This window comes from Klebsiella sp. 18074 (assembly GCF_902705905.1).
Taxonomy (GTDB): domain Bacteria; phylum Pseudomonadota; class Gammaproteobacteria; order Enterobacterales; family Enterobacteriaceae; genus Klebsiella; species Klebsiella terrigena.
The window spans coordinates 1-25,098 of sequence record NZ_CACSIS010000032.1 but is presented as its reverse complement, the minus strand read 5'-3'; the positions used below and the strand labels follow the sequence as shown (position 1 = coordinate 25,098).

Annotated in this window: 25 protein-coding genes and 1 other annotated feature; of the genes, 14 read left to right on the top strand and 11 right to left on the bottom strand. The window is 55.6% G+C overall.

Annotated features, from left to right (window positions below):
* Positions 1-109 precede the first annotated feature (109 nt).
* Complete coding sequence (recN, locus tag GVK32_RS24125; RefSeq protein WP_159873004.1) at positions 110-1,771, bottom strand: DNA repair protein RecN; 1,662 nt, start codon at positions 1,769-1,771, stop codon at positions 110-112.
* 86 nt (positions 1,772-1,857) lie between these two features.
* Positions 1,858-2,736 (bottom strand): NAD(+) kinase, encoded by an 879-nt coding sequence (nadK, locus tag GVK32_RS24120; RefSeq protein WP_041146796.1) that lies wholly within the window; start codon positions 2,734-2,736, stop codon positions 1,858-1,860.
* A gap of 123 nt (positions 2,737-2,859) precedes the next feature.
* On the opposite strand from nadK, the gene grpE reads away from it, so the two are divergent.
* Complete coding sequence (grpE, locus tag GVK32_RS24115) at positions 2,860-3,450, top strand: nucleotide exchange factor GrpE (RefSeq protein ID WP_076948147.1); 591 nt, start codon at positions 2,860-2,862, stop codon at positions 3,448-3,450.
* A gap of 125 nt (positions 3,451-3,575) precedes the next feature.
* On the opposite strand, the gene GVK32_RS24110 is transcribed toward grpE, so the two are convergent.
* Both GVK32_RS24110 and GVK32_RS24105 read right to left on the bottom strand, forming a co-directional pair.
* A complete protein-coding gene (locus GVK32_RS24110; protein ID WP_159873038.1) occupies positions 3,576-4,862 on the bottom strand; it encodes an HlyC/CorC family transporter in 1,287 nt (428 codons plus the stop codon).
* A 159-nt stretch (positions 4,863-5,021) separates the two neighbouring features.
* Entirely contained in the window at positions 5,022-5,813 is a 792-nt protein-coding gene (locus GVK32_RS24105) for an inner membrane protein YpjD (protein WP_041146793.1), read from the bottom strand.
* Positions 5,814-5,980: 167 nt separating this feature from the next.
* On the opposite strand from GVK32_RS24105, the gene ffh reads away from it, so the two are divergent.
* From ffh to GVK32_RS24070, 7 genes are all read left to right on the top strand, one after another.
* Entirely contained in the window at positions 5,981-7,345 is a 1,365-nt protein-coding gene (gene ffh, locus GVK32_RS24100; RefSeq protein WP_159873002.1) for a signal recognition particle protein, read from the top strand.
* A gap of 249 nt (positions 7,346-7,594) precedes the next feature.
* Positions 7,595-7,843: a 30S ribosomal protein S16 gene (gene rpsP / locus GVK32_RS24095; protein ID WP_041146791.1), complete on the top strand. Its 249-nt coding sequence runs from the start codon at positions 7,595-7,597 to the stop codon at positions 7,841-7,843.
* An 18-nt stretch (positions 7,844-7,861) separates the two neighbouring features.
* On the top strand, positions 7,862-8,410 hold the full coding sequence (rimM, locus tag GVK32_RS24090; protein WP_045855721.1) for a ribosome maturation factor RimM: 549 nt from the start codon (positions 7,862-7,864) through the stop codon (positions 8,408-8,410).
* A gap of 31 nt (positions 8,411-8,441) precedes the next feature.
* The gene (trmD, locus tag GVK32_RS24085; RefSeq protein WP_045855697.1) at positions 8,442-9,209 is read left to right on the top strand and encodes a tRNA (guanosine(37)-N1)-methyltransferase TrmD; all 768 of its coding nucleotides are present in this window, start codon (positions 8,442-8,444) and stop codon (positions 9,207-9,209) included.
* Positions 9,210-9,248: 39 nt separating this feature from the next.
* On the top strand, positions 9,249-9,596 hold the full coding sequence (gene rplS / locus GVK32_RS24080; protein WP_041146788.1) for a 50S ribosomal protein L19: 348 nt from the start codon (positions 9,249-9,251) through the stop codon (positions 9,594-9,596).
* Positions 9,597-9,717: 121 nt separating this feature from the next.
* Positions 9,718-10,170 carry a DUF2946 domain-containing protein gene (locus tag GVK32_RS24075; protein ID WP_159873000.1) on the top strand — a complete coding sequence of 151 codons (453 nt, stop codon included), beginning with the start codon at positions 9,718-9,720 and terminating at the stop codon, positions 10,168-10,170.
* A gap of 58 nt (positions 10,171-10,228) precedes the next feature.
* Entirely contained in the window at positions 10,229-11,599 is a 1,371-nt protein-coding gene (locus GVK32_RS24070; protein WP_159872998.1) for a PepSY domain-containing protein, read from the top strand.
* Between the two features lie 5 nt (positions 11,600-11,604).
* Here GVK32_RS24070 and GVK32_RS24065 read toward each other — a convergent pair whose 3' ends face one another.
* Genes GVK32_RS24065 through GVK32_RS24055 form a run of 3 tightly spaced genes read right to left on the bottom strand, consistent with a single transcriptional unit; the run spans position 11,605 to position 13,824 of the window.
* Positions 11,605-12,087, bottom strand: coding sequence for an OmpA family protein (locus GVK32_RS24065; RefSeq protein ID WP_159872996.1), 483 nt, complete (start codon positions 12,085-12,087; stop codon positions 11,605-11,607).
* An 11-nt stretch (positions 12,088-12,098) separates the two neighbouring features.
* The gene (gene dgcN, locus GVK32_RS24060; protein ID WP_159872994.1) at positions 12,099-13,322 is read right to left on the bottom strand and encodes a diguanylate cyclase DgcN; all 1,224 of its coding nucleotides are present in this window, start codon (positions 13,320-13,322) and stop codon (positions 12,099-12,101) included.
* On the bottom strand, positions 13,315-13,824 hold the full coding sequence (locus tag GVK32_RS24055; RefSeq protein WP_159872992.1) for a YfiR family protein: 510 nt from the start codon (positions 13,822-13,824) through the stop codon (positions 13,315-13,317). Before GVK32_RS24055 ends, dgcN begins: the two co-directional genes overlap by 8 nt.
* 348 nt (positions 13,825-14,172) lie before the next feature.
* On the opposite strand from GVK32_RS24055, the gene aroF reads away from it, so the two are divergent.
* The 3 genes from aroF (at position 14,173) to GVK32_RS24040 (ending at position 17,313) form a co-directional block, all read left to right on the top strand.
* Positions 14,173-15,243 (top strand): 3-deoxy-7-phosphoheptulonate synthase AroF, encoded by a 1,071-nt coding sequence (gene aroF, locus GVK32_RS24050; protein ID WP_041146783.1) that lies wholly within the window; start codon positions 14,173-14,175, stop codon positions 15,241-15,243.
* A gap of 9 nt (positions 15,244-15,252) precedes the next feature.
* Positions 15,253-16,374: a bifunctional chorismate mutase/prephenate dehydrogenase gene (gene tyrA / locus GVK32_RS24045; protein WP_159872990.1), complete on the top strand. Its 1,122-nt coding sequence runs from the start codon at positions 15,253-15,255 to the stop codon at positions 16,372-16,374.
* 66 nt (positions 16,375-16,440) lie between these two features.
* On the top strand, positions 16,441-17,313 hold the full coding sequence (locus GVK32_RS24040; RefSeq protein WP_159872988.1) for an SMP-30/gluconolactonase/LRE family protein: 873 nt from the start codon (positions 16,441-16,443) through the stop codon (positions 17,311-17,313).
* On the opposite strand, the gene pheA is transcribed toward GVK32_RS24040, so the two are convergent.
* From pheA to bamD, 4 genes are all read right to left on the bottom strand, one after another.
* Complete coding sequence (pheA, locus tag GVK32_RS24035; protein WP_159872986.1) at positions 17,310-18,470, bottom strand: bifunctional chorismate mutase/prephenate dehydratase; 1,161 nt, start codon at positions 18,468-18,470, stop codon at positions 17,310-17,312. The genes GVK32_RS24040 and pheA overlap by 4 nt on opposite strands.
* 90 nt (positions 18,471-18,560) lie before the next feature.
* Positions 18,561-18,685 (bottom strand) — a sequence feature (Phe leader region).
* On the bottom strand, positions 18,637-18,684 hold the full coding sequence (gene pheL, locus GVK32_RS28965) for a pheA operon leader peptide PheL (RefSeq protein WP_121497579.1): 48 nt from the start codon (positions 18,682-18,684) through the stop codon (positions 18,637-18,639). (Overlaps the previous feature by 48 nt.)
* Positions 18,686-18,806: 121 nt before the next feature.
* Complete coding sequence (gene raiA / locus GVK32_RS24030) at positions 18,807-19,142, bottom strand: ribosome-associated translation inhibitor RaiA (RefSeq protein WP_045855684.1); 336 nt, start codon at positions 19,140-19,142, stop codon at positions 18,807-18,809.
* A gap of 272 nt (positions 19,143-19,414) precedes the next feature.
* Positions 19,415-20,152 carry an outer membrane protein assembly factor BamD gene (bamD, locus tag GVK32_RS24025; RefSeq protein ID WP_041146779.1) on the bottom strand — a complete coding sequence of 246 codons (738 nt, stop codon included), beginning with the start codon at positions 20,150-20,152 and terminating at the stop codon, positions 19,415-19,417.
* Between the two features lie 131 nt (positions 20,153-20,283).
* On the opposite strand from bamD, the gene rluD reads away from it, so the two are divergent.
* The 3 genes from rluD (at position 20,284) to clpB (ending at position 24,694) form a co-directional block, all read left to right on the top strand.
* Positions 20,284-21,264 carry a 23S rRNA pseudouridine(1911/1915/1917) synthase RluD gene (rluD, locus tag GVK32_RS24020; protein ID WP_041146778.1) on the top strand — a complete coding sequence of 327 codons (981 nt, stop codon included), beginning with the start codon at positions 20,284-20,286 and terminating at the stop codon, positions 21,262-21,264.
* On the top strand, positions 21,261-21,992 hold the full coding sequence (gene yfiH, locus GVK32_RS24015; RefSeq protein ID WP_115192099.1) for a purine nucleoside phosphorylase YfiH: 732 nt from the start codon (positions 21,261-21,263) through the stop codon (positions 21,990-21,992). The genes rluD and yfiH overlap by 4 nt, the downstream gene beginning before the upstream one ends.
* A 128-nt stretch (positions 21,993-22,120) precedes the next feature.
* Entirely contained in the window at positions 22,121-24,694 is a 2,574-nt protein-coding gene (gene clpB, locus GVK32_RS24010) for an ATP-dependent chaperone ClpB (protein WP_159872984.1), read from the top strand.
* The last annotated feature ends 404 nt before the right edge of the window (positions 24,695-25,098 follow it).

Here is a 25,098-nt window from a genome sequence, read left to right as displayed (position 1 = left end):
CTCATCTGTAATATGCCGATAATAATAGACCTTTGCCCAGTTGGAAACCTTCGACTGCAGGTCTTGCGGCAATTTGCTGTTCACTATGACTCTGCGGAAATCAAAAAGTTTACGCCGCGAGCAACTCTTTCGCGTTTGCCAGCGTGTTGCGCGTGACTTCGCTCCCGCCCAGCAGGCGAGCGAGCTCCTGCAGACGCGCGCGTTTATCCAGCGGATGCATGTGGGTTTCGGTCATCTCACCGTCGGTCTCTTTGCAGACGATAAAGTGATGGTGACCGCAGCCAGCCACCTGCGGCAGGTGAGTGACGCACATTACCTGAGTCGACTCCCCCAGCTGGCGCAGCAGTTTGCCGACCACGGCGGCCGTTGGGCCGCTGATGCCGACATCAACCTCATCGAAAATCAGGGCCGGTGTTTCCATCTTCCTCGCGGTAATGACCTGAATCGCTAGCGCAATGCGGGATAGCTCGCCGCCGGAGGCCACTTTAGCGATAGGCTGCAGCGGCTGGCCGGGGTTGGTCGTCACGCGAAACTCGATGCGATCCGCGCCTTCGGCGGTCAGATGACGCTCATCAAAGGCGATATCGATAGCAAAGACCCCGTGAGGCATGGAAAGTGAGTGCATACTTTCAGTGATCAGCCGGGTCAGCTCATCGGCGCTGCGCTGACGCGCGGCGTGCAGCTGGCGGGCCGTTTCCAGCGCCAGCTGGTGATGTTCAACCACCGTCTGGCTGAGCGACTCCAGAGAGCCCGCGCTGTCGTCCAGCAGGCGCTGCTCTTCTAACAGCGCCTGATAGAACGCAGGCAGCTCTTCCGGCGTAATTTGATGCTTACGCGCGAGGGAAATCTGCCGCGAGATGCGCAGCTCCAGTTCGAACAGGCGGTTCGGGTCGAGATCCAGGCGGTCGTTGTAATGGCGCAGCTCGTCGGTTGCCTCGCTAAGCTGAATTGAGGCTTCTTCCAGCATATCCAGCACGCTTGAGAGCTTGCTGTCCATGCCGACCAGCTCGCCCACCAGCTGCTTAGTGGCGTAGAGCTGGCTCTGCAGGTTTGCCTCTTCGCCGTCCGCCATCACCGTCAGCGCATGCTGGCAGGTGCTCAGCAGCTGGCCGCTGTTGGCAAGGCGTTTGTACTCTTCGTCGATTTGTTCGAATTCACCCTGCTGAGGGCAGAACTCGTTCAGCTCTTTTAGCTGATACTGCAGCAGGTCGGCGCGGGCGGCGCGTTCCTGGCTCTGCTGCTGATGCTGGGCCAGCTCGCGGCAGCTCTGGTGCCACTGGCGATAATGCCCGGCCATGAGCTGAGTAAGCGCATACTCACCGGTATAACCATCGAGCAGCGTTTTTTGATGTTCTGGCTTGGTTAACAGCTGGTGCGCGTGCTGGCCGTGGATCTGGATAAGCAGCTGGCCGAGCTCGCGAAGCTGGGAGAGAGGAACGGCGGTACCGTTAATGAAGCCGCGCGAGCGGCCGTCGGTGCTGATGACGCGGCGAAGTAAACACTCACGTCCGCTTTCCAGCTGGTTCTCTTCCAGCCAGCGCTGCGCCGCGGGCGTATCTTTTAGCGCGAAGCGCGCGCACAGGTCCGCGCGGCTGGCGCCTCTTCGCACCATGTCTGCTTCCGCTCTGCCGCCAAGGCACAGCCCAAGCGCATCGATGGCTATCGATTTCCCCGCACCGGTTTCCCCGGTGATGGCGGTCATGCCGCTGTGGAAATCGATCTCCAGTTCACGAACGATAGCAAAATTACTGATGGTGAGTTGCGCCAACATAGCTGCCTTCCTGTATGAAAAACCATTACTGTGTTTTCGTACAGTATAGACTGGTTTTTTATCCAGTAAAGAGGCAGCTTATAAAATCAGAATAATTTTTTAGACCAGCCGAGCTTGGTGCTCAATGTGTTGAAATAGCTGTAATCTTTCGGGTGAATAAGATTCAGGTGGTAGTCGCAGCGGTGGATTAAGACATCTTCGCCGTCCTGAATCGGCAGGGCTATCTGGCTGTCGCAGCTGATCTCAAGGTCGCTGCAGCGCTGGGAGAAGCGCAGGCGAATAGTGCTGTCGCCGTTAATAACCAGCGGGCGGGCCGAAAGCGTATGCGGGAACATCGGCACCAGGGTGATGGCATCGAGCGAAGGCGTCAGAATGGGGCCACCGGCGGAGAGCGAATAGGCGGTGGAGCCCGTCGGGGTGGAGATGATCAGGCCGTCGGAGCGCTGGGAGAAGGCAAAGACCTCGTCGATATAGACCTCGAACTCAATCATATGCGCGACCTTGCCCGGATGCAGAACCACTTCATTAATTGCCGTGCTAATGCGCTTCTGGCAATCCTGCTGGCAGACCTGGGCCTCCAGCAGAAAGCGTTTTTCGGCGATATAGTGGCCTTCAAGCACGTCGGCAAGCTGCTGCAGCGCGTTATCCGGGTCGAGGTCGGTCAGAAAACCAAGATTGCCGCGGTTAATGCCGATAACCTGAATATCATACCGCGCCAGGGTGCGCGCGGCGCCGAGCATGTTGCCATCACCGCCAACGACGACCGCCAGATCCGCCTGTTGGCCAATTTCCGCCAGCGTTCCCGTTTTGACGTTGCTAAGCTGTAGCTCATGGGCGATCTGTTGTTCAACCAGAACTTCATAGCCTTTGCTGCATAGCCAGCGCCAGAGCATTTCATGTGTGGTCAGCGCGGTCGGGTGACGAGGGTGCCCCACAATGCCTATACACTTGAAATGGTTCTTCATGTTCTGGATGTCCTTGCGTTAAATGAATGATGACAATCTGACTGCTTCCCTTGAAACCCGGAAACTGATCCCCATAATAAGCGAAGTTAGCGAGATGAATGCGAAAAAAACGCGGAGAAATTCATGAGTAGTAAAGAACAGAAAACGCCTGACGGGCAAGCCCCGGAAGAAATTATCACGGAACAGCACGACAACGTTGAGGCGGTTGAGCCTGAGGTTTCTGCTGACCAGGTGGATCCGCGCGATGAAAAAATTGCGAATCTGGAAGCGCAGTTGGTTGAAGCCCAGACTCGTGAACGCGAAGGTGTCCTGCGCGTAAAAGCGGAAATGGAAAACCTGCGTCGTCGCACTGAGCTTGACGTGGAAAAGGCGCATAAATTCGCTCTGGAGAAGTTCGTTAACGAACTGCTGCCGGTGATCGATAGCCTGGACCGCGCGCTGGAAGTGGCCGATAAAGCTAATCCGGACATGGCTTCTATGGTTGAAGGTATTGAGCTGACGCTGAAGTCGATGCTGGACGTTGTCCATAAATTCGGCGTAGAAGTGATTGCCGAGACCAACGTGCCGCTGGATCCTAACGTCCACCAGGCCATCGCGATGGTTGAGTCTGAAGACGTGGCGGCAGGCAACGTGCTGGGCGTGATGCAAAAAGGCTACACCCTGAACGGTCGTACTATTCGCGCAGCGATGGTGACCGTGGCGAAGGCGAAGTAATTCGCTGTAAAACGGCCGCCTGCGGGTGGCCGTTTTTTTATGCTTTATTTCCCTGCTCTAGCGCCGGCTTGGCGGCAAAAAAAACGGCGAACCGAGATTCACCGCTTCACTAAGTTGATGCCCGATTACTCCTCCGCGCTTTCACGAAGCGGCTTCACCGGCATCACCTTCACCTGCTTAATCATATTGTCCTGAACGTCGAGAATATCGATGTCGTACTGCTCGATGCGCACGCGCGTGCCGGGAACGGGGATCTCTTCCTGCGCTTCGAGAATAATGCCGTTAATCGTTCGGGCTTCGTCTTCCGGCAGGTGCCAGTTAAACGCCTTGTTGATTTCACGAACGTTGGCGCTGCCGTCAATAATCACCGATCCGTCGTTGAGCGGGGTCACTTCCTCCGCCAGCGTGGGTGACATCGAGGTTGTAAAGTCGCCGACAATCTCTTCCAGAATATCTTCAACGGTCACCAGGCCCTGGATATCGCCATACTCATCGACCACCAGTCCCACCTTCTTCTTATTGCGCTGAAACTTCACCAGCTGCGTGCTCAGCGGCGTGCCTTCCGGCACGAAGTAAATCTCGTCCGCGGCGCGGAGCATCACCTCTTTGGTGAACTCCTTTTTCTCGGTCATCAGGCGGTAGGCCTCCCTGACGCGCAGCATGCTGATGGCGTCATCCAGCGAACCGCGGTAGAGCACAATGCGGCCGTGCGGCGAGTGGGTGAGCTGGCGGACGATAGACTTCCAGTCATCGTTAATATCGATACCGATAATCTCATTACGCGGAACCATAATGTCGTCCACGCTGACCTTCTCGAGGTCCAGCACCGACAGCAGCATGTCCTGATTGCGGCGGGAGATCTGCGTGCGCGATTCATTCACGATGGTGCGCAGCTCGTCTTTGCTCAGCGCCCCGCTGATAATGATATCGGTCTTGATGCCCATCATTCGCATCAGAAGGCGGGTGATGGTGTTCAGCAGCCACACCAGCGGCATCATCAGCACCTGCAGCGGCGCCAGCAGGAAGCTGCTCGGGTAGGCGACTTTCTCCGGATACAGCGCGGCGATAGTCTTGGGCAGGACCTCGGCAAATACCAGCACCACGAAGGTCAGAATCCCGGTAGCAATCGCGACGCCGGCATCGCCGTACAGGCGCATACCCACGATAGTCCCCAGCGCAGAGGCGAGGATATTAACCAGGTTGTTGCCGATCAGCACCAGGCTGATTAAGCGATCGGGTTTGCGCAGCAGCTTTTCGACGCGCCTGGCCTGCCGGTTGCCCTGTTTCGCCATATGACGCAGGCGGTAGCGGTTCAGCGTCATCATGCCGGTCTCAGAACCGGAGAAATAGGCTGAGATGATCACCATGATAATCAACGTCACGATTAACGTGGTGGTAGAAATGTGTTCCAGGAGGGACTCCTTAAAGCCTGTCCCACCGAACGATTACCGGTCCGATCCGGCAGAGACTGGAACCTTCGCATACTTAGGGTATGCGGCGGTTTGTCGGCGCTGCCGGCGTTCAGATGGCCTGTTGTAATGCTATCCGGTGGAGTTGCTCGTAGTCTGGATTTAGCTAATAAACTGCTGAAGGACGCGGCTGCCAAAATAAGCCAGCGTCAGCAGGCCTGCGCCGGTGACGTTAAACCAGACGACCCGGCGACCGCGCCAGCCTTCATGGTAGTGTCCCCATAGCAGGACGATATAAACGAACCACGCCACGATCGACAGCACGGCTTTATCAATGTTTTCCGTGCTGAACAGGTTGTGCATGTAGAACAGCCCGGTGCACAGCGTCAGCGTCAGCAGCACCACGCCGACCTGGGTGATATGAAACATTTTACGCTCAATACTCATCAGCGGCGGCATTTCGTGACTAAAAGCCAGCTTTTTGTTTTTCAGCTGATAGTCAATCCAGGCCAGCTGCAGGGCATACAGGGCGGCAATGATTAGCGTCGCGTAAGAGAAGAGCGACAGGCCAATATGCACCAGCATGCCCGGGGTTGTTTCCAGGTGCGTGATGTACTCGTTGGGTACGAAGGTGGCGAAGGCCAGATTGATCAGCGCAAAAGCGTAGACGATGGGCAGCAGCAGCCAGCCTCGGTTGCGCGACGCGACGATGGTCATCACCGTACAGATCATCAGGCTGACCAGCGAGCCGACGTTGAGCAAGCTGAGATTTTGCCCGCTATCGCCGCCGGGGAAAATGCGTGACTCCAGCGCAAAAGCATGACAAATCAGCGCAATAGTTGCTGAAAGTATCGCCATCCGCCGCCAGCTGCTGTTCTTTTGCAGTAGGCCGGGGACGATCAGCGCCAGGCTGATGGAATAGGCGACAAGCGCGAGTAGAGCAAAAACAGGCATATGGGCGTCGACTGTTGACTAAATAAGAAAGAGAAGCAGTATAGCGTTACGCGACGTCTGCTCCAACCGTTGCATCACATCCCGGTACATGTCGTGTTATACTGCGGCAAATTTGTATTTGTGGTGTCGCTGCGGCGACCGACAGTTTCCACCTCAGGCGAGAGACAATGTTTGATAATTTAACCGATCGTTTGTCGCGTTCGCTGCGCAACATCAGCGGCCGCGGACGCCTTACCGAAGACAACATTAAAGAAACCCTGCGCGAAGTGCGCATGGCGCTGCTCGAGGCGGACGTCGCACTGCCCGTCGTGCGTGATTTCATCAGCCGCGTAAAAGAGAGCGCGGTGGGTCATGAAGTTAACAAAAGCCTGACGCCGGGCCAGGAATTCGTCAAGATCGTGCGCAACGAGCTGGTTGCGGCAATGGGCGAAGAGAACCAGGCGCTGGACTTAGCCGCTCAGCCGCCCGCCGTGGTGCTGATGGCGGGCCTGCAGGGCGCCGGTAAAACCACCAGCGTCGCGAAGCTGGGTAAATTCCTCCGTGAGAAGCACAAGAAGAAAGTGCTGGTTGTCTCCGCGGACGTTTATCGCCCGGCGGCGATTAAACAGCTGGAAACGCTGGCTGAGCAGGTGAGCGTTGATTTCTTCCCGTCCGACGTCGGTCAGAAGCCGATCGACATCGTTAACGCCGCGCTGAAAGAAGCGAAGCTGAAGTTCTACGACGTGCTGCTGGTGGATACCGCCGGTCGTCTGCACGTTGACGAAGCGATGATGGACGAAATCAAGCAGGTTCACGCTACCCTTAACCCGGTAGAGACCCTGTTTGTCGTCGATGCGATGACCGGCCAGGATGCGGCGAACACGGCGAAAGCGTTTAATGAAGCGCTGCCGCTGACCGGCGTCGTGCTGACTAAAGTGGACGGCGACGCCCGCGGCGGTGCGGCCCTGTCGATTCGTCATATCACCGGTAAGCCGATTAAATTCCTCGGCGTCGGCGAAAAAACCGAAGCCCTGGAGCCGTTCCATCCGGATCGTATTGCCTCCCGTATTCTCGGCATGGGCGACGTGCTGTCGCTGATCGAAGATATCGAGAGCAAGGTTGACCGCGTGCAGGCCGAAAAGCTGGCCTCCAAGCTGAAGAAGGGCGACGGCTTTGACCTCACCGACTTCCTCGAGCAGCTGCGTCAGATGAAGAACATGGGCGGCATGGCCAGCCTGATGGGCAAGCTGCCGGGCATGGGGCAGATCCCGGACAACGTTAAGTCGCAGATGGACGATAAAGTGCTGGTGCGGATGGAAGCCATCATCAACTCGATGACGCTGAAAGAGCGCGCCAAGCCTGAGATCATCAAAGGTTCGCGCAAGCGCCGTATCGCCGCGGGCTGCGGGATGCAGGTGCAGGATGTTAACCGTCTGCTCAAGCAGTTTGACGATATGCAGCGCATGATGAAGAAGATGAAGTCGAAAGGCGGCATGATGAAGATGATGCGCGGCATGAAGGGCATGATGCCGCCGGGCTTCCCTGGTCGTTAATCGGCCTGGCTTGTTTGCCATTTCGGCACCGGGGTGTGCTCGCCATCCTCACGTACTACGTGTACGCTCCGGTGGCTGCGCGCACTTCGGCACCGAACTGACCGCACCGCCGACGGCCTTTTATAGCTGATTTATCAACTGCTGATTGCAATTTCCCCAAAAATGAGTAAAATTTTCGGGCTTTTAATATGACACCCGGGCCCCGTTCCTCGATGGGGCCCGGTTGTTCTATTCACACAAGAGGATGTTATGGTAACTATTCGTTTAGCTCGTCACGGCGCTAAAAAGCGTCCGTTCTACCAGGTTGTTGTCACCGACAGCCGTAATGCACGCAACGGTCGCTTCATCGAGCGCGTTGGTTTCTTCAACCCGATCGCTTCCGCGAAAGAAGAAGAAACTCGTCTGGATCTGGATCGTATCGCTCACTGGGTTGGCCAGGGCGCTACCGTTTCCGATCGCGTAGCTACGCTGATCAAAGCAGCGAACAAAGCAGCTTAATCTGTCACGGTGGTCATGATGAGCAAGCAACACACCGCACAAGCACCTGTTGATCCGATCGTATTGGGCAAAATGGGTTCTTCCTACGGTATCCGTGGTTGGCTCAGAGTGTTTTCCTCCACCGAAGACGCCGAAAGCATTTTTGACTATCAGCCCTGGTTAATCCAGAAGGCGGGTCAGTGGCAGGTTGTTGAGCTGGAAAGCTGGCGCCACCACAATCAGGATATCGTCATCAAGCTGAAGGGCATTGACGATCGCGATGCTGCGAATCTGCTGACTAATTGCGAAATTATCGTGGATTCCTCGCAGCTGCCGAAGCTCGGAGAGGGCGACTATTACTGGAAAGACCTGATGGGCTGCCAGGTAGTCACCACCGAAGGCTATGGCCTGGGCAAAGTCATCGATATGATGGAAACCGGGTCAAATGACGTTCTCGTCATCAAGGCAAACCTGAAAGATGCGTTTGGCATCAAGGAGCGGCTGGTTCCGTTCCTCGATGGGCAGGTTATCAAGAAAGTCGATCTCGCTACTCGTACAATCGAAGTAGATTGGGATCCTGGTTTTTAAATTCTCCGGATAAACGGTAAAAGACGGCGCTATGTGGATTGGCATAATTAGCCTGTTTCCTGAAATGTTCCGCGCAATTACCGATTACGGGGTAACTGGCCGGGCAGTAAAAAATGGCCTGCTGAGCATCCAGAGCTGGAGTCCTCGTGACTTCGCGCATGACCGGCACCGTACCGTGGACGATCGTCCTTACGGCGGCGGACCGGGGATGTTAATGATGGTGCAACCCTTGCGGGACGCCATCCATACAGCAAAAGCCGCGGCAGGTGAAGGCGCTAAGGTGATATATCTGTCGCCTCAGGGACGCAAGCTTGATCAAGCGGGCGTCAGCGAACTGGCAACGAATCAGAAGCTGATTTTGGTGTGCGGTCGCTACGAAGGGATAGACGAGCGCGTAATTCAGACCGAAATTGATGAAGAATGGTCAATCGGCGATTACGTACTCAGCGGTGGTGAGTTACCAGCAATGACGCTGATTGATTCCGTTTCCCGGTTCATTCCGGGGGTTCTGGGTCATGAAGCTTCGGCAACGGAAGATTCCTTTGCCGATGGTCTGCTGGACTGCCCACACTATACCCGCCCTGAAGTGTTAGAAGAGATGGAGGTACCGCCAGTATTGCTGTCGGGAAACCATGCTGAGATACGTCGCTGGCGTTTGAAACAGTCGCTGGGCCGCACCTGGCTTAGAAGACCTGAACTTTTGGAAAACCTGGCTCTGACTGAAGAGCAAGCAAAGTTGCTGGCGCAGTTCAAAACTGAACACGCACAACAGCAGCATAAACATGATGGGATGGCGTAAGCCCCCGATATCAGTTTACCCAGGATAAGAGATTAAATTATGAGCAACATTATTAAGCAAATTGAACAAGAACAGATGAAGCAGGACGTACCTTCCTTCCGCCCGGGTGATTCCGTGGAAGTGAAAGTATGGGTTGTTGAAGGTTCCAAAAAACGTCTGCAGGCATTCGAGGGCGTGGTTATCGCTATTCGTAACCGCGGTCTGCACTCTGCATTCACTGTTCGTAAAATTTCCAACGGCGAAGGCGTTGAGCGTGTCTTCCAGACTCACTCTCCGGTAGTTGACAGCATTGCTGTTAAACGTCGTGGTGCTGTACGTAAAGCTAAACTGTACTACCTGCGTGAGCGTACCGGTAAGTCTGCTCGTATCAAAGAGCGTCTTAACTAAGATTCGCTTTCGCGACATCCTGATAAAAAGGGCTGGCCTGATAGGCTGGCCCTTTTTTTATCTTTGTTTTAACTATCTTGATGTAAATCATTTACAATATCGCCCTTACGATGGAGGGGCGGTGGCCGGCAATATTTATCGACAGTCAGCACATAAACGGCGGGCCGCATGGCTGGCGCTGTTTTCGATCCTGCTGATCGTCGTCGCACCGCTGATCTCTATCTCATTGCAAAAAGATCCGATGGGCGCGATGCCCGGGATGCACCACGCGATGATGATGGCGGACACGCCTCACGCCATGGAAATGCCGCACGGCATGGAGATGTCCCATTCCGCTGTGCAGACGTCTGCGCCTTCACATACCCTGCCGGCCGACCACGCCGAGGCCTGCGGCTACTGCGTGCTGCTAGCTCACGTGCCGGGCCTGCTGCTGGTGTTGGCGCTGCTTATTACCTTCATCCTGCGTCGGCTGCGTATCTTTACGGCCCGCCCGGTGCAGAAGCATTGGCACTACTTCCCCTGGCTCTATCCCGACACCCGCGCGCCGCCGCGCCAGTCTGCTGTTTCCTGTTGATAAAAAAATAATGTGCGCACTGCGCAACGTTCTCTTTTTGCTTTCGGAAAGGAAAAGTATGACTACCTGCACCTCGCGCGCGGCATGGCTGAACCTGCTGCGACGTCTTCATTTTTATATTGGCCTGTTTATCGGGCCGTTTATCTTCGTGGCCGCGCTAACCGGTACGCTGTATGTGGCCACGCCGCAGCTGGAAAACTGGCTGTATCACGACGCGCTGAGCGCGACACCCGGCGGGGAGAAGCAGCCGCTGAGCGCCCAAATAGCGGCCGCGGAGGCGCTAACTCAGGGAAATCTTCGCCTGCAGGCGGTGCGCCCGGCCATGGTCGCCGGCGAGACCACGCGGGTGATGTTCGCCGACCCGCTGCTGGGAGAGTCAGAATCCCGGGCGTTGTTTATCGATCCGGTAACCTTGCAGGTCAAAGGCGATATGACGGTCTATGGCACCAGCGGTATTTTGCCTCTGCGCCAGTGGATTGATTATGCGCACAGGTCCCTGCTGGCAGGAAATATCGGGCGGCTGTATAGCGAGCTGGCGGCATCCTGGATGTGGGTTGCCGCGCTGGGGGGCATTACGCTATGGGCCATGACCCGGCCACGCCGGCGCATCAATAACCGCCAGCAAAATACGCGTCGGCTGCATGTTTCCCTCGGCTGGGTGCTGCTGCTGGGAATGCTGCTGTTCTCCGCCACCGGCTTAACCTGGTCGCAGTGGGCCGGGGATAATGTCGATAAGATGCGCGCCGCTTTCGGCTGGCTGACGCCGCAGGTCAACGTCCGGCTGCACGCCACGATGCCGATGGCTCATGATGCCCATGCTGAGCATCATATGGGGAATATGGCGATGCCCGAAATGATGCCGCCGCTGAAGGGCGAGCAGTTTGACCAGGTGCTGACGCTCGCGCGTAGCGCAGGTCTCGACGCCAGCAAGCTTGAGATTCGCCCTCCCAAAGGGGCGGGATTCGCCTGGACGGTGAACGAAATAGACCGAAGCTGGCCGACCCAGGTGGATGCGGTAGCGATAGACGGTGAGCGGATGCAGGTTGTCGACCGTACGCGCTTTGCCGATTTCCCGCTGATGGCGAAACTCACCCGCTGGGGCGTCGATTTCCACATGGGGATCCTCTTTGGCCTGGCTAATCAGCTGCTGCTGATCGCCTTTGGTGCGGCGCTGTGCGTGATGATAGTCGTTGGGTATCGCTTGTGGTGGATCCGTCGTCCGCCGAAGGCGGCGTTTAATCCGGCAGGTACGCTGGTGCAGGCCTGGCTTAATCTGGCATGGCCCGCCCGTACGCTCACGCTGGTGATGGCCGTCCTGCTGGGGCTGGCGCTGCCGCTGATGGGTGCCAGCCTGCTGCTGTGTGTTGCCGTGGACTATCTACGCTGGCGTGCGGCCAGCGCAGTGACGCTCGCCAGTTCAGTAGACTAAGGGGGTTAAGGCGTGCTGATAACCACCGTCACCCGGCGGTTTTCGGCACGACCTTTTGCCGTATCGTTGCTGGCAATCGGATATTTTTTACCTAACCCGCGGGTCGTTAAATTGCCTCGCGGGATGCTGGCACCTTCCGCCCAGGCGTCAGCGACGCTGTTTGCGCGTTTGAGCGACAGCATCTCGTTGTAGCCATCTTCGCCATAGTTATCCGTATGACCATCTAAACGACTGTGCGTAATCCCGGTTGAGGCAAGGCGAGAAGCCATGCTGTGAATTTGCTGCTGGCTTTCGGGACGCAGGCGGTAGTCATTTTTATCAAACAGAATGGTGTCAGAGATGCCCAGGGACCAGTCGCCGTTACTTTCCGTAAAGCCGTAGGACTTCATCGCCGCAACCTGCTGCTGAGAGAATTTTCCTTGCGGAGCCTGGCAGCCGGTGAGAAAAACCGCGGCCAGCAGAGCGGGAGCAAAATATTTCCTGAGCATGATGATTCCTTTTATTTTTGTACCTGCTGCAAACGCTGATGTTTCATCCGATACATATTTTGATCGGCAAACTCTTGCAGATTTTCGGCAGAAGTATGCTCCCACGCCAGCGCGTAACCAATGCTGAGCGACAGGGTAGCGGTGTGGCCGTTGTGCAGATTAAACGGCTGGAGAAACTGTGCGGAGAGTAAGGCGCACTGTGCCTGGACTTCAGCCTCGGTGTGGACATTGCGCAGCAGAATGGCAAATTCGTCGCCGCCTAACCGCCACGCCTGATGGTGGGTACCGGCAAACGCCATCAGCCGGCTGGCCACTTCGATTAAGACCTTATCGCCCGTCGCGTGCCCCCAGTTATCGTTGATGAGCTTGAAGTTGTCGCCATCAAGGAATAAGAGCGCGGAGCTGCGGTGGGTGACGTCGTCATTCATCAGTTTGCCGATGACGTTACGAAACGCCGCGCGGTTGGCAAGCCCGGTCAGCGGATCGTGCAGAGAGCTGCGCAGAAGCTGGGCGTTTTTGGCCTGCAGCGGCCGCCGCCAGTCCTCCATCTCGCCGAGCAGGCTATTAAAGTCCTGGGCGAAAAGGTGAAACTCTTCAATGTGCTCTTCGGGAACGCGACGAGAGAAGTGGCGGTTTTCGCGGATATCGTGCACCACTTCGGTAATGCTCTGCAGCGCGGTAACGATGCCGCGGTGCAGGGAGTGGGTCAGCAGCAGGGCGATAAAGGACGCCAGCAGGATGCTGCCGGTCAGGACGATAATGGAAATGCCGAGGAAGTGGCTTATCAGCCGATCCAGCGCCGTCAGGTGAAGCTCGCCGATAATTTTCCCTTCATGCCAGATGGGCTGCGCGGTGGGTTGTGGGAAAAGCCATTTGCTGATAAGACCGCTGAGTTTTTCTTCGCTCACCAGATCGTGGTTATGCCAGAAGGCAAAATGATTTTTCTGGCTATCAAGCACCAGCGCTTCGGAAAACTGTCCCTGCTTCCCCAGCGTCGCCAGCGTATCTTCTGCCGCCGCGCTGTCGCCAAACACCAGCGCCGCTTCAAGGCTGCGGCTCATTGTGGCGGCCGTGAGCTCGAGATTCTTCTGCGCGTATTGTTTCAGTGTAAATACGGAGGCGGTGCTGAGCAGCAGCCAGACCAGAGTCATCGATATGATTACGCTTATCATGCTGATACGGCGTAGCGCTCTTTTGAAGGTGGGGCGCGGGCCCTTAGGATAATCCTTATTCATGTGCGTTTTTCCGGGCAAGCATCAGTACGTCTGGATTGACCCGCACACCGCTGTGCGTCAGGACATCAAGATTAACGGAGAATTTGACCCTGTCGTCATTGATGAGCAGGCAAAAAGCACTGCCAATAGCGCATTCGGTATTCTGTTCCGCGATAAGTAATAGGGGCCTTGGCCGGTATTTAGAGGTGAATTCGGACTGCTGTAACGGCGATTCGCTACCAAAATAAAAACCATCACAAACCGTATTCAACGCTTCCTCTGTGCTGTGAACAACGACCGGCTGATAGGGCAAAGCCTCAGGCGATTGCTGGGTCAGACTTTGGGTGTAGCGTGACGTAGAGAAAATACACAGCCTGGGCGGGGCGGAGAGTTCTGGCCAGCGGGTGTACGTCACGATCCCTGAAACAATGGCTCGCACATTTGCAGACGGCCCGGCGGCAAAAGCGGGATAGCTCACGATTAATAACAAAGACATCAAAAAAAGACGGTGAAACTGTTTCATTAACGGATCCGTCTGGTTCGTCATGGTACGTGAATTGCAGCGCGCTGTTGCCCGGCCGAAGAATAGCATTGTTGGTGAAAATCGTCATTAGCCACGGTCTTTGCAATGGGTTAATTTTGGCCAGGATTTTTCGTAAAGAAAAGGTGGCCCGACGGATAATTTTTGGGTGGTCGTTGCGGGTGGTGTTAACTTAAGTTTACGATTTGTGGCGGGTGAGGGGCCATTTATTTTGTTTGTGTAAATTAAAATTTACGGAATATGGATTGAAATCTTTACTTTGTGTGGTATCGTTACGTTCTCCTCAGTGAGGAAAACACTATCGCAAACGAGCTACCCAGGATCGCAATCATGCAAAAAGACGCGCTGAATAACGTACATATTACCGACGAACAGGTTTTACTGACCCCGGACCAGCTGAAAGCTGAGTTTCCACTGAATATCGAGCAGGAAGCGCAGATCGCGCAGTCTCGCAGGACCATTTCTGAGATCATTGCCGGCCGCGATCCGCGCCTGCTGGTGGTCTGCGGTCCTTGCTCAATTCACGATCCGGAAGCGGCAATTGAGTACGCTCATCGTTTTAAAGCACTTGCCGAAGAGGTCAGCGATAGCCTCTACCTGGTAATGCGCGTCTATTTTGAAAAACCCCGCACCACCGTCGGTTGGAAAGGGCTGATTAACGATCCGCACATGGATGGCTCGTTTGATGTTGAAGGCGGTCTGAAGATTGCGCGCCGACTGCTGGTTGAGCTGGTCAATATGGGGCTGCCGCTGGCCACTGAAGCGCTGGATCCTAACAGCCCGCAGTACCTCGGCGATCTGTTCAGCTGGTCGGCTATCGGCGCACGTACCACTGAATCCCAGACGCACCGCGAAATGGCATCCGGCCTGTCAATGCCGGTCGGCTTTAAAAACGGTACCGACGGTAGCCTGGCGACGGCGATCAACGCCATGCGCGCCGCGGCGATGCCGCACCGCTTTGTCGGAATTAACCAGGCCGGCCAGGTCTGCCTGCTGCAAACCCAGGGCAACCCGGATGGTCACGTCATTCTGCGCGGCGGTAAAGCGCCAAACTACGGCCCGCAGGACGTCGAGCAATGCGAAAAAGAGATGACTCAGGCGGGACTGAAACCGTCGCTGATGGTAGATTGCAGTCATGGTAATTCCAATAAAGACTACCGCCGTCAGCCAGCGGTGGCAGAATCCGTCGTCGCGCAGATCAAGGATGGCAATCGTTCCATTATTGGTCTGATGATTGAAAGTAATATCCACGAAGGCAACCAGTCCTCTGAGCAGCCGCGTTGTGATATGAAATACGGCGTATCCGTCACCGATGCTTGCATCAGCTGGGAAACCACCGATGCGTTGCTCCGCGAACTTGATAAGGATCTGCGCGGCCATCTGGCGGCTCGTCTGGCGTAAGAGGATAGTATGGTTGCTGAACTGACCGCGTTGCGCGATCAAATTGATGAAGTTGATAAGGCGCTGCTGAGCCTGCTGGCTAAGCGCCTGGAGCTGGTGGCGGAAGTTGGTGAGGTCAAGAGCAAATACGGCCTGCCCATTTACGTCCCGGAACGGGAGGCGGCGATGCTGGCCTCCCGCCGCGAAGAGGCTGCCGCGCTTGGCGTGCCGCCGGATTTGATTGAAGACGTGCTGCGCCGCGTGATGCGCGAGTCCTATTCCAGCGAAAACGACAAAGGTTTTAAAACCCTCTGTCCGAACCTGCGGCCGGTGGTGATTGTCGGCGGCGGCGGGCAGATGGGACGCCTGTTCGAGAAAATGTTGACGCTTTCAGGCTATCGGGTACGTATTCTGGAGAAAGAAGACTGGCCGCGGGCGACGGAGATTGTTGCCGACGCCGGGATGGTGATCGTCAGTGTCCCTATTCATACTACCGCTGAAACGATTGCCCGGCTGCCTTCGCTGCCGGCGGACTGCATTTTGGTTGACCTGGCATCAATTAAAGCGGAGCCGCTGCAGGCGATGCTGGCGGCGCATAATGGCCCGGTGCTGGGCTTACATCCGATGTTCGGTCCGGACAGCGGCAGCCTCGCCAAGCAGGTCGTGGTCTACTGCGACGGCCGCCAGCCGGAAGCCTATCAGTGGTTCCTTGAGCAAATTCAGGTTTGGGGCGCCCGTCTGCATCGCATCAGCGCCGTTGAGCACGATCAGAACATGGCGTTTATTCAGGCTCTGCGCCACTTTGCGACCTTTGCCTATGGCCTGCACCTGGCGGAGGAGAACGTTCGCCTGGATCAGCTGCTGGCGCTGTCGTCACCGATTTACCGCCTTGAGCTGGCGATGGTGGGCCGGCTGTTCGCCCAGGATCCGCAGCTCTACGCCGACATTATTATGTCGTCGGAGAGTAACCTGGCATTGATTAAGCGCTACTACCAGCGTTTTGGCGAGGCGATTGGCCTGCTGGAGCAGGGAGATAAGCAGGCGTTTATCGACAGCTTCCGCAAAGTTGAACACTGGTTTGGCGATTATGCCCAGCGCTTCCAGAGCGAAAGCCGCACGCTGCTGCGCCAGGCGAATGATAATCGGCAGTAGCTGAAAACCGTATATAATCAAAGCCAGAGGGGCAACCCGCTGGCTTTTTTTATAGGGATGAAAACGATGGCTGAACCACAACCGCTGTTTGATTACGTCGGACACCTGCCGGAATGCCCGACCTGGAATGAGGCTGAGCAAGCTCTTTACTGGGCCGATATTATGGCGGGCGAAATTCACCGTTACGAGATGCGCAGCGGTGAACATCAGGTCCTGCAGTTTCCTGAAGAGGTCGGCTGCTTTGCGCTGCGCGAGAAGGGCGGCTTCATCGTGGCGTTGCGTAGCGCTATCTGGTTAACCGATGCGCGCGGCCTGCTGCGTCGCAAAATCTGCGATAACCCCAGCAACCCGCAGCTGGCCCGTTTTAACGACGGCGGGACCGATCGCGACGGGCGCTTTTATGCCGGTACCTTCTGGGCGCCGGGAGATTATAACGGCGCGCTTCTGGTGCGTATTGACAACGATCTTACCCCGCGGGTCATCCAGTGCGATATCCACGGCGCTAACGGCCTCGCCTTTAGCGAGGACCGGCGCTGGATGTATACCTCCGATACGCCGAATGCCGTTATCTACCGTACGCCGCTGGATGAGCAGGGCGAGCCGGGGAGGCGTGAGGTTTTCCAGCGCTTTCAGCCGGGGGAAGGCATTCCTGACGGCGCGGCTATCGATGTCGAAGGGTGCTACTGGAGCGCGATGTTTGACGGCTGGCGTATAGCCCGCTTCTCGCCGACCGGAGAACAGCTGGAAGAGTATCGTCTTCCGGTTCGCTGCCCGACGATGGTCTGTTTTGGCGGGGCGGATATGCGTACGCTGTTTATCACCACCACCCGGGAAAACATGGCTGCGGATGAAGTGGCGAAATATCCGCTCTCCGGCGCGATCTTCACCCTGCCGGTTGCGGTGGCAGGGATGAAGAAGCGGGCGTTTATCGAGCGTTAGATGGGCTCGACGGGCACCACGTTTTCGCCAGGATAGCAGCCCAGTACCTTCATTGAGCGGGTGATCTCCGCCAGTTCCTTGAGCGCTTTGCGCATGGAGATTGATTCCAGGTTGGCCTGGATATCCAGATAAAACATCTCTTCCCACGGGTTGCCGTAGATTGGGCGCGACTCCAGCTTGGTCATGATCAGGTTGTGGTTGCGCAGTACCAGCAGCGCTTCTACCAGCGCACCCGCCTGCTGGCCGGTCGCTATGAGCAGGGTGGTTTTTGCCGGAACCTGATCGGAGACGTTCACCGCCTTGCGCGCCAGTACCAGGAAGCGGGTGATATTTTGCGTCTGGTTGGCCTCACAGTGTTCAAGTACCTGCAGTCCGTACAGCGCACCGCCGGCTTCGCTGCCCAGCGCCGCGATGGTTGGCGATTTGGCCTGCGCGACTTTCTCCATTGCCGCCGAGGTACTTTCGGTATATTCGATTTTCCAGTGCGGATAGCGGCTTAGATACTGGCTACACTGCTGGAACGGCTGCGGATGGCTGTAGACGGTGTTAATTTGCTGCGGATCGGTAGAGGCGGCAACCAGGACGCAGTGATCGATAGGGATCGTCAGTTCGCCAACGATCGACAGGGTGGTGTGTTGCAGCAGATCGTAGACGTCGTTGATCCCGCCAGAGCTGGTGTTTTCGATTGGCACTACCGCGTAGTCAGCCTGGCCGGTTTCAACCTGGTCGAAGATATCCGCAAACCTGGCGCAGCCGCTTTCGATAAACTGTTCAAAATGACGGGCCGCATATTGCCGGGCGGCAAGGTGCGAATATGACCCTTTTGGCCCCAGAAAAGCGACGCGCGCTGAATGTGGGTTGATCTTATTCAGGTGCTGCTGCAGCAGGGTTTGCTGGGTGAGAACGGAATCCTCGATGATCAGCTGGAACAGGCGGGTGATGTAGTGCGCATCCAGATGGTGGGCCTTGCCCAGGGTCATCAGGCGCTCCAGCAGGTCACGCTCGCGGTCGATATCGCGTACCGGGCGATGCGACGCCAGCTTGGCCTTGCCGACTTCGACAGCCAGCCCGCGGCGCTCTGCCAGCAGCGCGAGCAGCTTCTCATCCAGGGCGCTTATCTTATCGCGCAGGGCCAGTAATGGATTTTCCTCGGTCATATGTGTTGCCTTTCTTGTTATTGGTTTAGATACCCTAAATCGTTCGAGCCACCGACAGCGCGCGTGCAGCCTGAAAAATAGCGGGCATAAATAAAAAAGGCCTCCCTGGTGGGAGGCCTTGTAGTTCGTCTTCGCATTCTTTATCACACGACGAATTGCCTCCCGGTTAGGGGAAGGTAAAAAAGAATGCGAAGAAGAACGGCAGTAGTTTCAAGATAAATTCCTTTAATCAGCTGGGATTACAGTACCCGGACTGTTTTCATCCTGTCAATAAAAAACGCGCCCGAAGGCGCGTGGCGTTACACAATATTAAGTTAAGGACAGTAAAGTTCAGGATTACTCTTCTTCTTCCACAAAGCCTGCCTCTTTCACCGATGTTGCGGCGCGGCGGGCTTCCCCTTTGTGTTGCACTTTGTTCAGCTGCCGTTCCAGCTTGTTGATTAATTCGTTGATCGCGGCGTACATATCTTCACTTCGCGCGCTGGCAACCAGGTGGCCGTTTGGCGTATTGATGGTTGCGTCAGCGACAAAACCCTGCGGCTCCTTAGAGAGAATGATGTGCGGGTTGATTAAGTGGGTTTGCCATTTATCCAATTTGGCGAGACGGTCTGCGACATGCTGGCGAATAGCCGGAGTAATTTCCATTTGTTTACTGGTAATGTTCATTGTCATAAATTTTACCTCTTGTCTTTCCCGTCTTAGTGAACTCAGCATACCTCGCCCAATGTCAAAATGCGTGATCTAAATCACATTTTAATGTCACTTTTTGTCAACGAATGCAATTTGTGAGGCAGGACAGGAACGGGGGAGATTTTACTTGTCGAACGGGGGAAAGAGCGTCATATTTGATGGGATGACTTGACGCTAAAACGCTTCAGCGTATAGCTCAGATGAATAAAAAAACGGCAGCCTCAGGGCTGCCGTTTTGCTTACCTCAAAAGCGATCAGGTGTTTTTGCCGTTAGCCGCGATAATTTTGGCCACCTTATCTGCCTGTGCGTTCATTTGCATCTGGCGATAGGCGTTTTCCATTTTCGGCAATGCATCGCGGGTAGCCTGCGCATCCGGATAGCTACGCAGCATGCCGTCAACGCGGTTTACGACGGCAACCCACGCGCCGCGGTCGGTATAGTAATCAACGACCGATAGTTCGTACTTCGCCAGACGATCCTTCAGGAACACCATACGTTTGTAGGCGTCGGTCGAATACTGGCTGTTCGGATAGCCGCGCACCAGCTTCGAGAAGTCATTGAAGGCATCGCGTGCGTGCTGCGGGTCGCGATCGGAGCGATCGACACCGAAGAATCCCTGAAGCGCGCTATCATCCAGAGCCATATTTGTCAGACCACGCATATAAATGACGTAATCAATGTTAGGATGGGTCGGGTTCAGACGAACAAAGCGGTCGATGGCCGCCTGAGCTAACGGCAGATCGGCATTTTTGTAGTACGCATAAATCAGGTCCAGCTGTACCTGTTGGGAATAAGGGCCGAACGGATAGCGATTATCCAACGCTTCCAGTTGCGTTATTGCCTGTTTCCAGTTACCGTCCTGCAGTTTTTGCTGGGCAGTCGCGTAGATTTCATTCGGCGGATTATCAGGCACCTCTTCCTTTGAGCCGGAGCAACCCACCAAAGCCAGGCTCAGTGTGGCAGCTGCCACCAGGTATTTCATGCGCGTCATGACGTTTTGACTTCCTCAAAATGTTTATGCGGGAGAATCTCTGTTCCTGCTCCCGATTAAGACCAGCTACAATAGCACACTATATTATACGGCAAAGCCGTAAAACCCAACGTTAAACGAAGAAGCTGTATATGGCACAACGAGTACAACTCACCGCAACGGTGTCCGAAAATCAACTCGGGCAACGCTTAGATCAGGCTTTGGCCGAAATGTTCCCGGATTATTCGCGTTCGCGCATAAAAGAATGGATCCTTGACCAGCGAGTGCTGGTAAACGGCGCTGTCAGCGACAAGCCGAAAGAGAAAGTTTTAGGGGGAGAAAGCGTCTCTATCGATGTTGAAATCGAAGAAGATGTGCGCTTCGAACCGCAGGATATTCCGCTCAATATCGTCTACGAGGATGACGACATCCTCGTGATCAATAAGCCGCGCGGCCTGGTCGTCCATCCGGGGGCGGGCAATCCTGACGGTACTGTGCTGAATGCGCTGCTGCACTACTGTCCGACGATTGCCGATGTTCCGCGTGCGGGCATCGTCCACCGACTGGATAAGGACACCACCGGCCTGATGGTTGTGGCGAAAACCATCCCGGCGCAAACGCGTCTGGTGGAGTCGCTGCAGCTGCGCGAAATCACCCGTGAATATGAAGCGGTAGCGATTGGTCACATGACCTCTGGCGGCACGGTAGAAGAACCGATTAGTCGTCACCCGACCAAGCGTACGCATATGGCGGTGCACCCGATGGGTAAACCGGCGGTAACGCATTACCGCATTATGGAGCATTTCCGCATTCATACGCGCCTGCGTCTGCGTCTGGAAACCGGCCGTACCCACCAGATCCGCGTACACATGGCGCATATCACCCATCCGCTGGTTGGCGATCAGGTCTACGGCGGCCGTCCGCGTCCGCCAAAAGGGGCATCAGAGGAGTTCATCACCGCACTGCGTCAGTTCGATCGTCAGGCTCTGCACGCTACAATGCTGCGTCTGTATCACCCGATCAGCGGTATTGAGATGGAGTGGCATGCGCCGATCCCTCAGGATATGGTTGAGCTGATTGACGCGATGCGTGCCGATTATGAAGAGCACAAGGACCGTATTGACTGGCTATGACTAAACTGATTGTACCGCAGTGGCCAATGCCGGAAAGCGTGGCGGCCTGTAGCTCCACGCGCGTTGGCGGCGTCAGCCTGCCTCCGTATGGCTCGCTCAATCTGGGCGCCCATTGCGGAGACAATCTGCCCGATGTTGAAGAAAACCGCCGGCGGATGTTTGCCGCAGGCGGGCTCCCCGCGTATCCGGTGTGGCTCGAACAGGTTCACGGTACGGCGGTGCTGAAACTCGACGGCGGGCCGTATGCCTCAAAACGTGCGGATGCGTCATACTGTAATACGCCGGGCACCGTTTGCGCGGTGATGACCGCTGACTGCCTGCCGGTGCTTTTTTGCAACCGTGCGGGTACCGAAGTAGCGGCGGCCCACGCGGGCTGGCGCGGATTATGCGACGGCGTGCTGGAGGAAACTGTCGCCTGCTTCGCCGATAAGCCGGAGAATATTCTGGCGTGGCTCGGCCCGGCTATCGGTCCCGAGGCTTTTGAAGTCGGCGCGGAAGTTCGCGAAGCCTTTATGAGCAAAGACGCGAAGGCCGACAGCGCTTTTCGTCCGGTCGGTGAGAAATACTTTGCCGATATCTATCAGCTGGCTCGCCAGCGCCTGGCCAACGTCGGCGTGGAGCAAATCTTTGGCGGCGATCGCTGTACGCTAAGCGAAAAGGACGATTTTTTCTCTTATCGCCGTGATAAGACGACGGGTCGTATGGCTAGTTTTATCTGGCTGATATAACCTGGTGCATCAAGACGATCCGGAAGGCAGACTTATTTTTCGCATAGTTCAGGTCTTTAACCTTGAATAATTGAGGGATGACCTCATTTAATCTCCAGTAGCAAATTTGACCTGTTATGGGAGGAGTTATGCGTCTGGATCGTCTTACCAATAAATTCCAGCTTGCTCTTGCCGATGCCCAGTCGCTCGCGCTAGGGCACGACAACCAATTCATCGAACCTCTTCATCTAATGAGCGCCTTGCTAAATCAGGAAGGGGGATCGGTGCGTCCTTTATTAACTTCAGCGGGCATTAACGCCGGCGAGTTAAGCACCAGTATTACTCAGGCGTTGAGCCGTTTACCGCAGGTGGAAGGCACCGGCGGCGACGTGCAGCCGTCGCAGGATCTGGTGCGTATTCTGAACCTTTGCGACAAGCTGGCGCAAAAGCGGAAGGACAACTTTATTTCGTCGGAACTGTTCGTTCTGGCGGCGCTTGAATCACGCGGTACGCTAACCGATCTGTTGAAATCTGCCGGTGCAACAACCGCCAATGTGACTCAGGCGATTGAACAAATGCGTGGAGGTGAAAGCGTGAACGATCAGGGGGCCGAAGACCAACGTCAGGCATTGAAAAAATTTACCGTCGATCTGACCGAGCGTGCTGAACAGGGCAAGCTGGATCCGGTCATTGGTCGTGATGAAGAGATCCGCCGTACTATTCAGGTACTGCAGCGGCGGACTAAAAATAACCCGGTGCTTATCGGTGAGCCCGGCGTCGGTAAAACGGCTATTGTCGAAGGGCTGGCGCAGCGTATCGTCAACGGCGAAGTACCGGAAGGGCTAAAAGGCCGGCGGGTACTGGCGCTGGATATGGGCGCGCTGGTGGCTGGCGCTAAGTATCGCGGCGAGTTTGAAGAGCGTCTGAAAGGCGTGCTGAACGATCTCTCGAAGCAGGAAGGCAACGTCATTCTGTTTATCGATGAGCTGCATACCATGGTGGGCGCGGGTAAAGCGGACGGCGCGATGGATGCAGGTAATATGCTGAAGCCTGCGCTGGCGCGCGGTGAACTGCACTGCGTCGGTGCGACTACCCTCGATGAATATCGGCAATATATTGAAAAAGATGCTGCGTTGGAGCGGCGTTTCCAGAAAGTCTTCGTGGCCGAACCTTCGGTGGAAGACACCATTGCGATTCTGCGTGGCTTAAAAGAGCGCTATGAGCTGCATCACCATGTGCAGATCACCGATCCGGCTATCGTTGCGGCTGCAACCCTGTCGCATCGCTACATTGCCGACCGCCAGCTGCCGGACAAAGCGATTGACCTGATTGATGAAGCCGCTTCCAGCATTCGTATGCAGATTGACTCGAAGCCGGAAGAGCTCGACCGACTCGACAGGCGTATTATTCAGCTCAAGCTGGAGCAGCAGGCGCTGAAGAAAGAAGCCGACGAGGCAAGCCTGAAGCGTCTGGATATGCTGAATGAAGAACTGGCGGATAAAGAGCGTCAGTATTCCGTATTAGAAGAGGAGTGGAAGGCGGAAAAAGCATCCCTCTCCGGAACTCAGACGATTAAAGCCGAGCTGGAACAGGCAAAAATTGCCATCGAGCAGGCGCGACGCGTTGGCGACCTGGCTCGGATGTCAGAGCTGCAGTACGGCAAAATCCCGGAGCTGGAAAAACAGCTGGCAGCGGCCACGCAGTCTGAAGGTAAAACGATGCGTCTGTTGCGTAATAAAGTGACGGATGCGGAAATTGCCGAAGTACTGGCGCGCTGGACCGGTATTCCGGTCGCGCGAATGCTGGAAGGCGAACGTGAAAAACTGCTGCGTATGGAGCAGGATCTGCATCACCGCGTCATTGGCCAAAATGAAGCGGTGGAAGCAGTATCTAACGCTATTCGCCGTAGCCGTGCCGGCTTGTCCGACCCTAACCGTCCTATCGGCTCGTTCCTGTTCCTTGGGCCGACCGGTGTCGGTAAAACCGAACTGTGTAAAACGCTGGCGAACTTCATGTTCGATAGCGATGACGCGATGGTGCGTATCGATATGTCCGAGTTTATGGAGAAACACTCCGTCTCGCGGCTGGTGGGTGCGCCTCCGGGATACGTCGGTTATGAAGAGGGCGGCTATCTGACGGAAGCCGTACGCCGTCGTCCTTATTCGGTGATTTTGCTGGATGAAGTCGAAAAAGCGCATCCTGATGTGTTCAACATTCTGCTGCAGGTGCTGGATGATGGGCGTTTGACGGACGGACAGGGGAGAACGGTCGATTTCCGTAATACGGTAGTCATTATGACCTCTAACCTTGGCTCCGATCTGATTCAGGAGCGGTTTGGTGAGCTGGATTATAGTCATATGAAAGATGTGATTATGGGGGTTGTTAGCCAAAGCTTCCGTCCAGAATTCATCAACCGTATAGATGAGGTTGTGGTATTCCACCCGCTGGGTGAAAAACACATTGCCTCTATTGCCCAGATTCAGCTGCAGCGTCTGTACAAACGTCTGGAAGAGCGTGGCTATGAAGTGCGCATGTCCGATGAGGCGCTGAAGCTGCTCAGTGCGAATGGTTACGATCCGGTGTACGGTGCGCGGCCGTTAAAACGCGCCATCCAGCAGCAGATCGAAAACCCGCTGGCGCAGCAAATCCTTTCCGGCGAACTTATTCCCGGTAAAGAAGTGCAGCTGGTGGTGAAAGATGACCGGATAGTGGCAGTGCAGTAAATCACAAAACGACAAAAACGGGCCCGATGGGCTCGTTTTTGTTTAAAAACCAGGCAAGAATTAAAGTCTGAGCGTGGTTTTGTATGAAAAGTAATCGAACGCATCTTTTTTTTGAATTTATACTTGTCACCTCGGAATTACCGCCTATAATGCGCCTCCACTGACACGGAACAACGGCTTACAGGCCGCCGGGTTAGCGGGGTTCAGCGATGAACGCCGACAGAGAAAAAGCAAAATTAAACGCTTGACTCTGAATGAGGAAAACGTATTATACGGGACCTCGCAACGGTGAGCGAAAGCCGCGTTGCACTGCTCTTTAACAATTTATCAGACAATCTGTGTGGGCACTCAAAGTGACATGGATTCTTAACGTCCTCGGACGAAAAATGAATACCAAGTCTCTG

What these genes read in the sequence shown, in the direction of transcription:
- raiA (WP_045855684.1), bottom strand. Translation starts at nt 19,142, where the DNA reads ATGACAATGAACATTACCAGTAAACAAATGGAAATTACTCCGGCTATT.
- dgcN (WP_159872994.1), bottom strand. Translation starts at nt 13,322, where the DNA reads ATGAATAAGGATTATCCTAAGGGCCCGCGCCCCACCTTCAAAAGAGCG.
- GVK32_RS24065 (WP_159872996.1), bottom strand. Translation starts at nt 12,087, where the DNA reads ATGCTCAGGAAATATTTTGCTCCCGCTCTGCTGGCCGCGGTTTTTCTC.
- recN (WP_159873004.1), bottom strand. Translation starts at nt 1,771, where the DNA reads ATGTTGGCGCAACTCACCATCAGTAATTTTGCTATCGTTCGTGAACTG.
- rluD (WP_041146778.1), top strand. Translation starts at nt 20,284, where the DNA reads ATGGCACAACGAGTACAACTCACCGCAACGGTGTCCGAAAATCAACTC.
- GVK32_RS24040 (WP_159872988.1), top strand. Translation starts at nt 16,441, where the DNA reads ATGGCTGAACCACAACCGCTGTTTGATTACGTCGGACACCTGCCGGAA.
- tyrA (WP_159872990.1), top strand. Translation starts at nt 15,253, where the DNA reads ATGGTTGCTGAACTGACCGCGTTGCGCGATCAAATTGATGAAGTTGAT.
- clpB (WP_159872984.1), top strand. Translation starts at nt 22,121, where the DNA reads ATGCGTCTGGATCGTCTTACCAATAAATTCCAGCTTGCTCTTGCCGAT.
- bamD (WP_041146779.1), bottom strand. Translation starts at nt 20,152, where the DNA reads ATGACGCGCATGAAATACCTGGTGGCAGCTGCCACACTGAGCCTGGCT.
- grpE (WP_076948147.1), top strand. Translation starts at nt 2,860, where the DNA reads ATGAGTAGTAAAGAACAGAAAACGCCTGACGGGCAAGCCCCGGAAGAA.
- nadK (WP_041146796.1), bottom strand. Translation starts at nt 2,736, where the DNA reads ATGAAGAACCATTTCAAGTGTATAGGCATTGTGGGGCACCCTCGTCAC.
- GVK32_RS24055 (WP_159872992.1), bottom strand. Translation starts at nt 13,824, where the DNA reads ATGAAACAGTTTCACCGTCTTTTTTTGATGTCTTTGTTATTAATCGTG.
- yfiH (WP_115192099.1), top strand. Translation starts at nt 21,261, where the DNA reads ATGACTAAACTGATTGTACCGCAGTGGCCAATGCCGGAAAGCGTGGCG.
- GVK32_RS24070 (WP_159872998.1), top strand. Translation starts at nt 10,229, where the DNA reads ATGACTACCTGCACCTCGCGCGCGGCATGGCTGAACCTGCTGCGACGT.
- pheA (WP_159872986.1), bottom strand. Translation starts at nt 18,470, where the DNA reads ATGACCGAGGAAAATCCATTACTGGCCCTGCGCGATAAGATAAGCGCC.
- rimM (WP_045855721.1), top strand. Translation starts at nt 7,862, where the DNA reads ATGAGCAAGCAACACACCGCACAAGCACCTGTTGATCCGATCGTATTG.
- trmD (WP_045855697.1), top strand. Translation starts at nt 8,442, where the DNA reads ATGTGGATTGGCATAATTAGCCTGTTTCCTGAAATGTTCCGCGCAATT.
- ffh (WP_159873002.1), top strand. Translation starts at nt 5,981, where the DNA reads ATGTTTGATAATTTAACCGATCGTTTGTCGCGTTCGCTGCGCAACATC.
- aroF (WP_041146783.1), top strand. Translation starts at nt 14,173, where the DNA reads ATGCAAAAAGACGCGCTGAATAACGTACATATTACCGACGAACAGGTT.
- rplS (WP_041146788.1), top strand. Translation starts at nt 9,249, where the DNA reads ATGAGCAACATTATTAAGCAAATTGAACAAGAACAGATGAAGCAGGAC.
- rpsP (WP_041146791.1), top strand. Translation starts at nt 7,595, where the DNA reads ATGGTAACTATTCGTTTAGCTCGTCACGGCGCTAAAAAGCGTCCGTTC.
- GVK32_RS24105 (WP_041146793.1), bottom strand. Translation starts at nt 5,813, where the DNA reads ATGCCTGTTTTTGCTCTACTCGCGCTTGTCGCCTATTCCATCAGCCTG.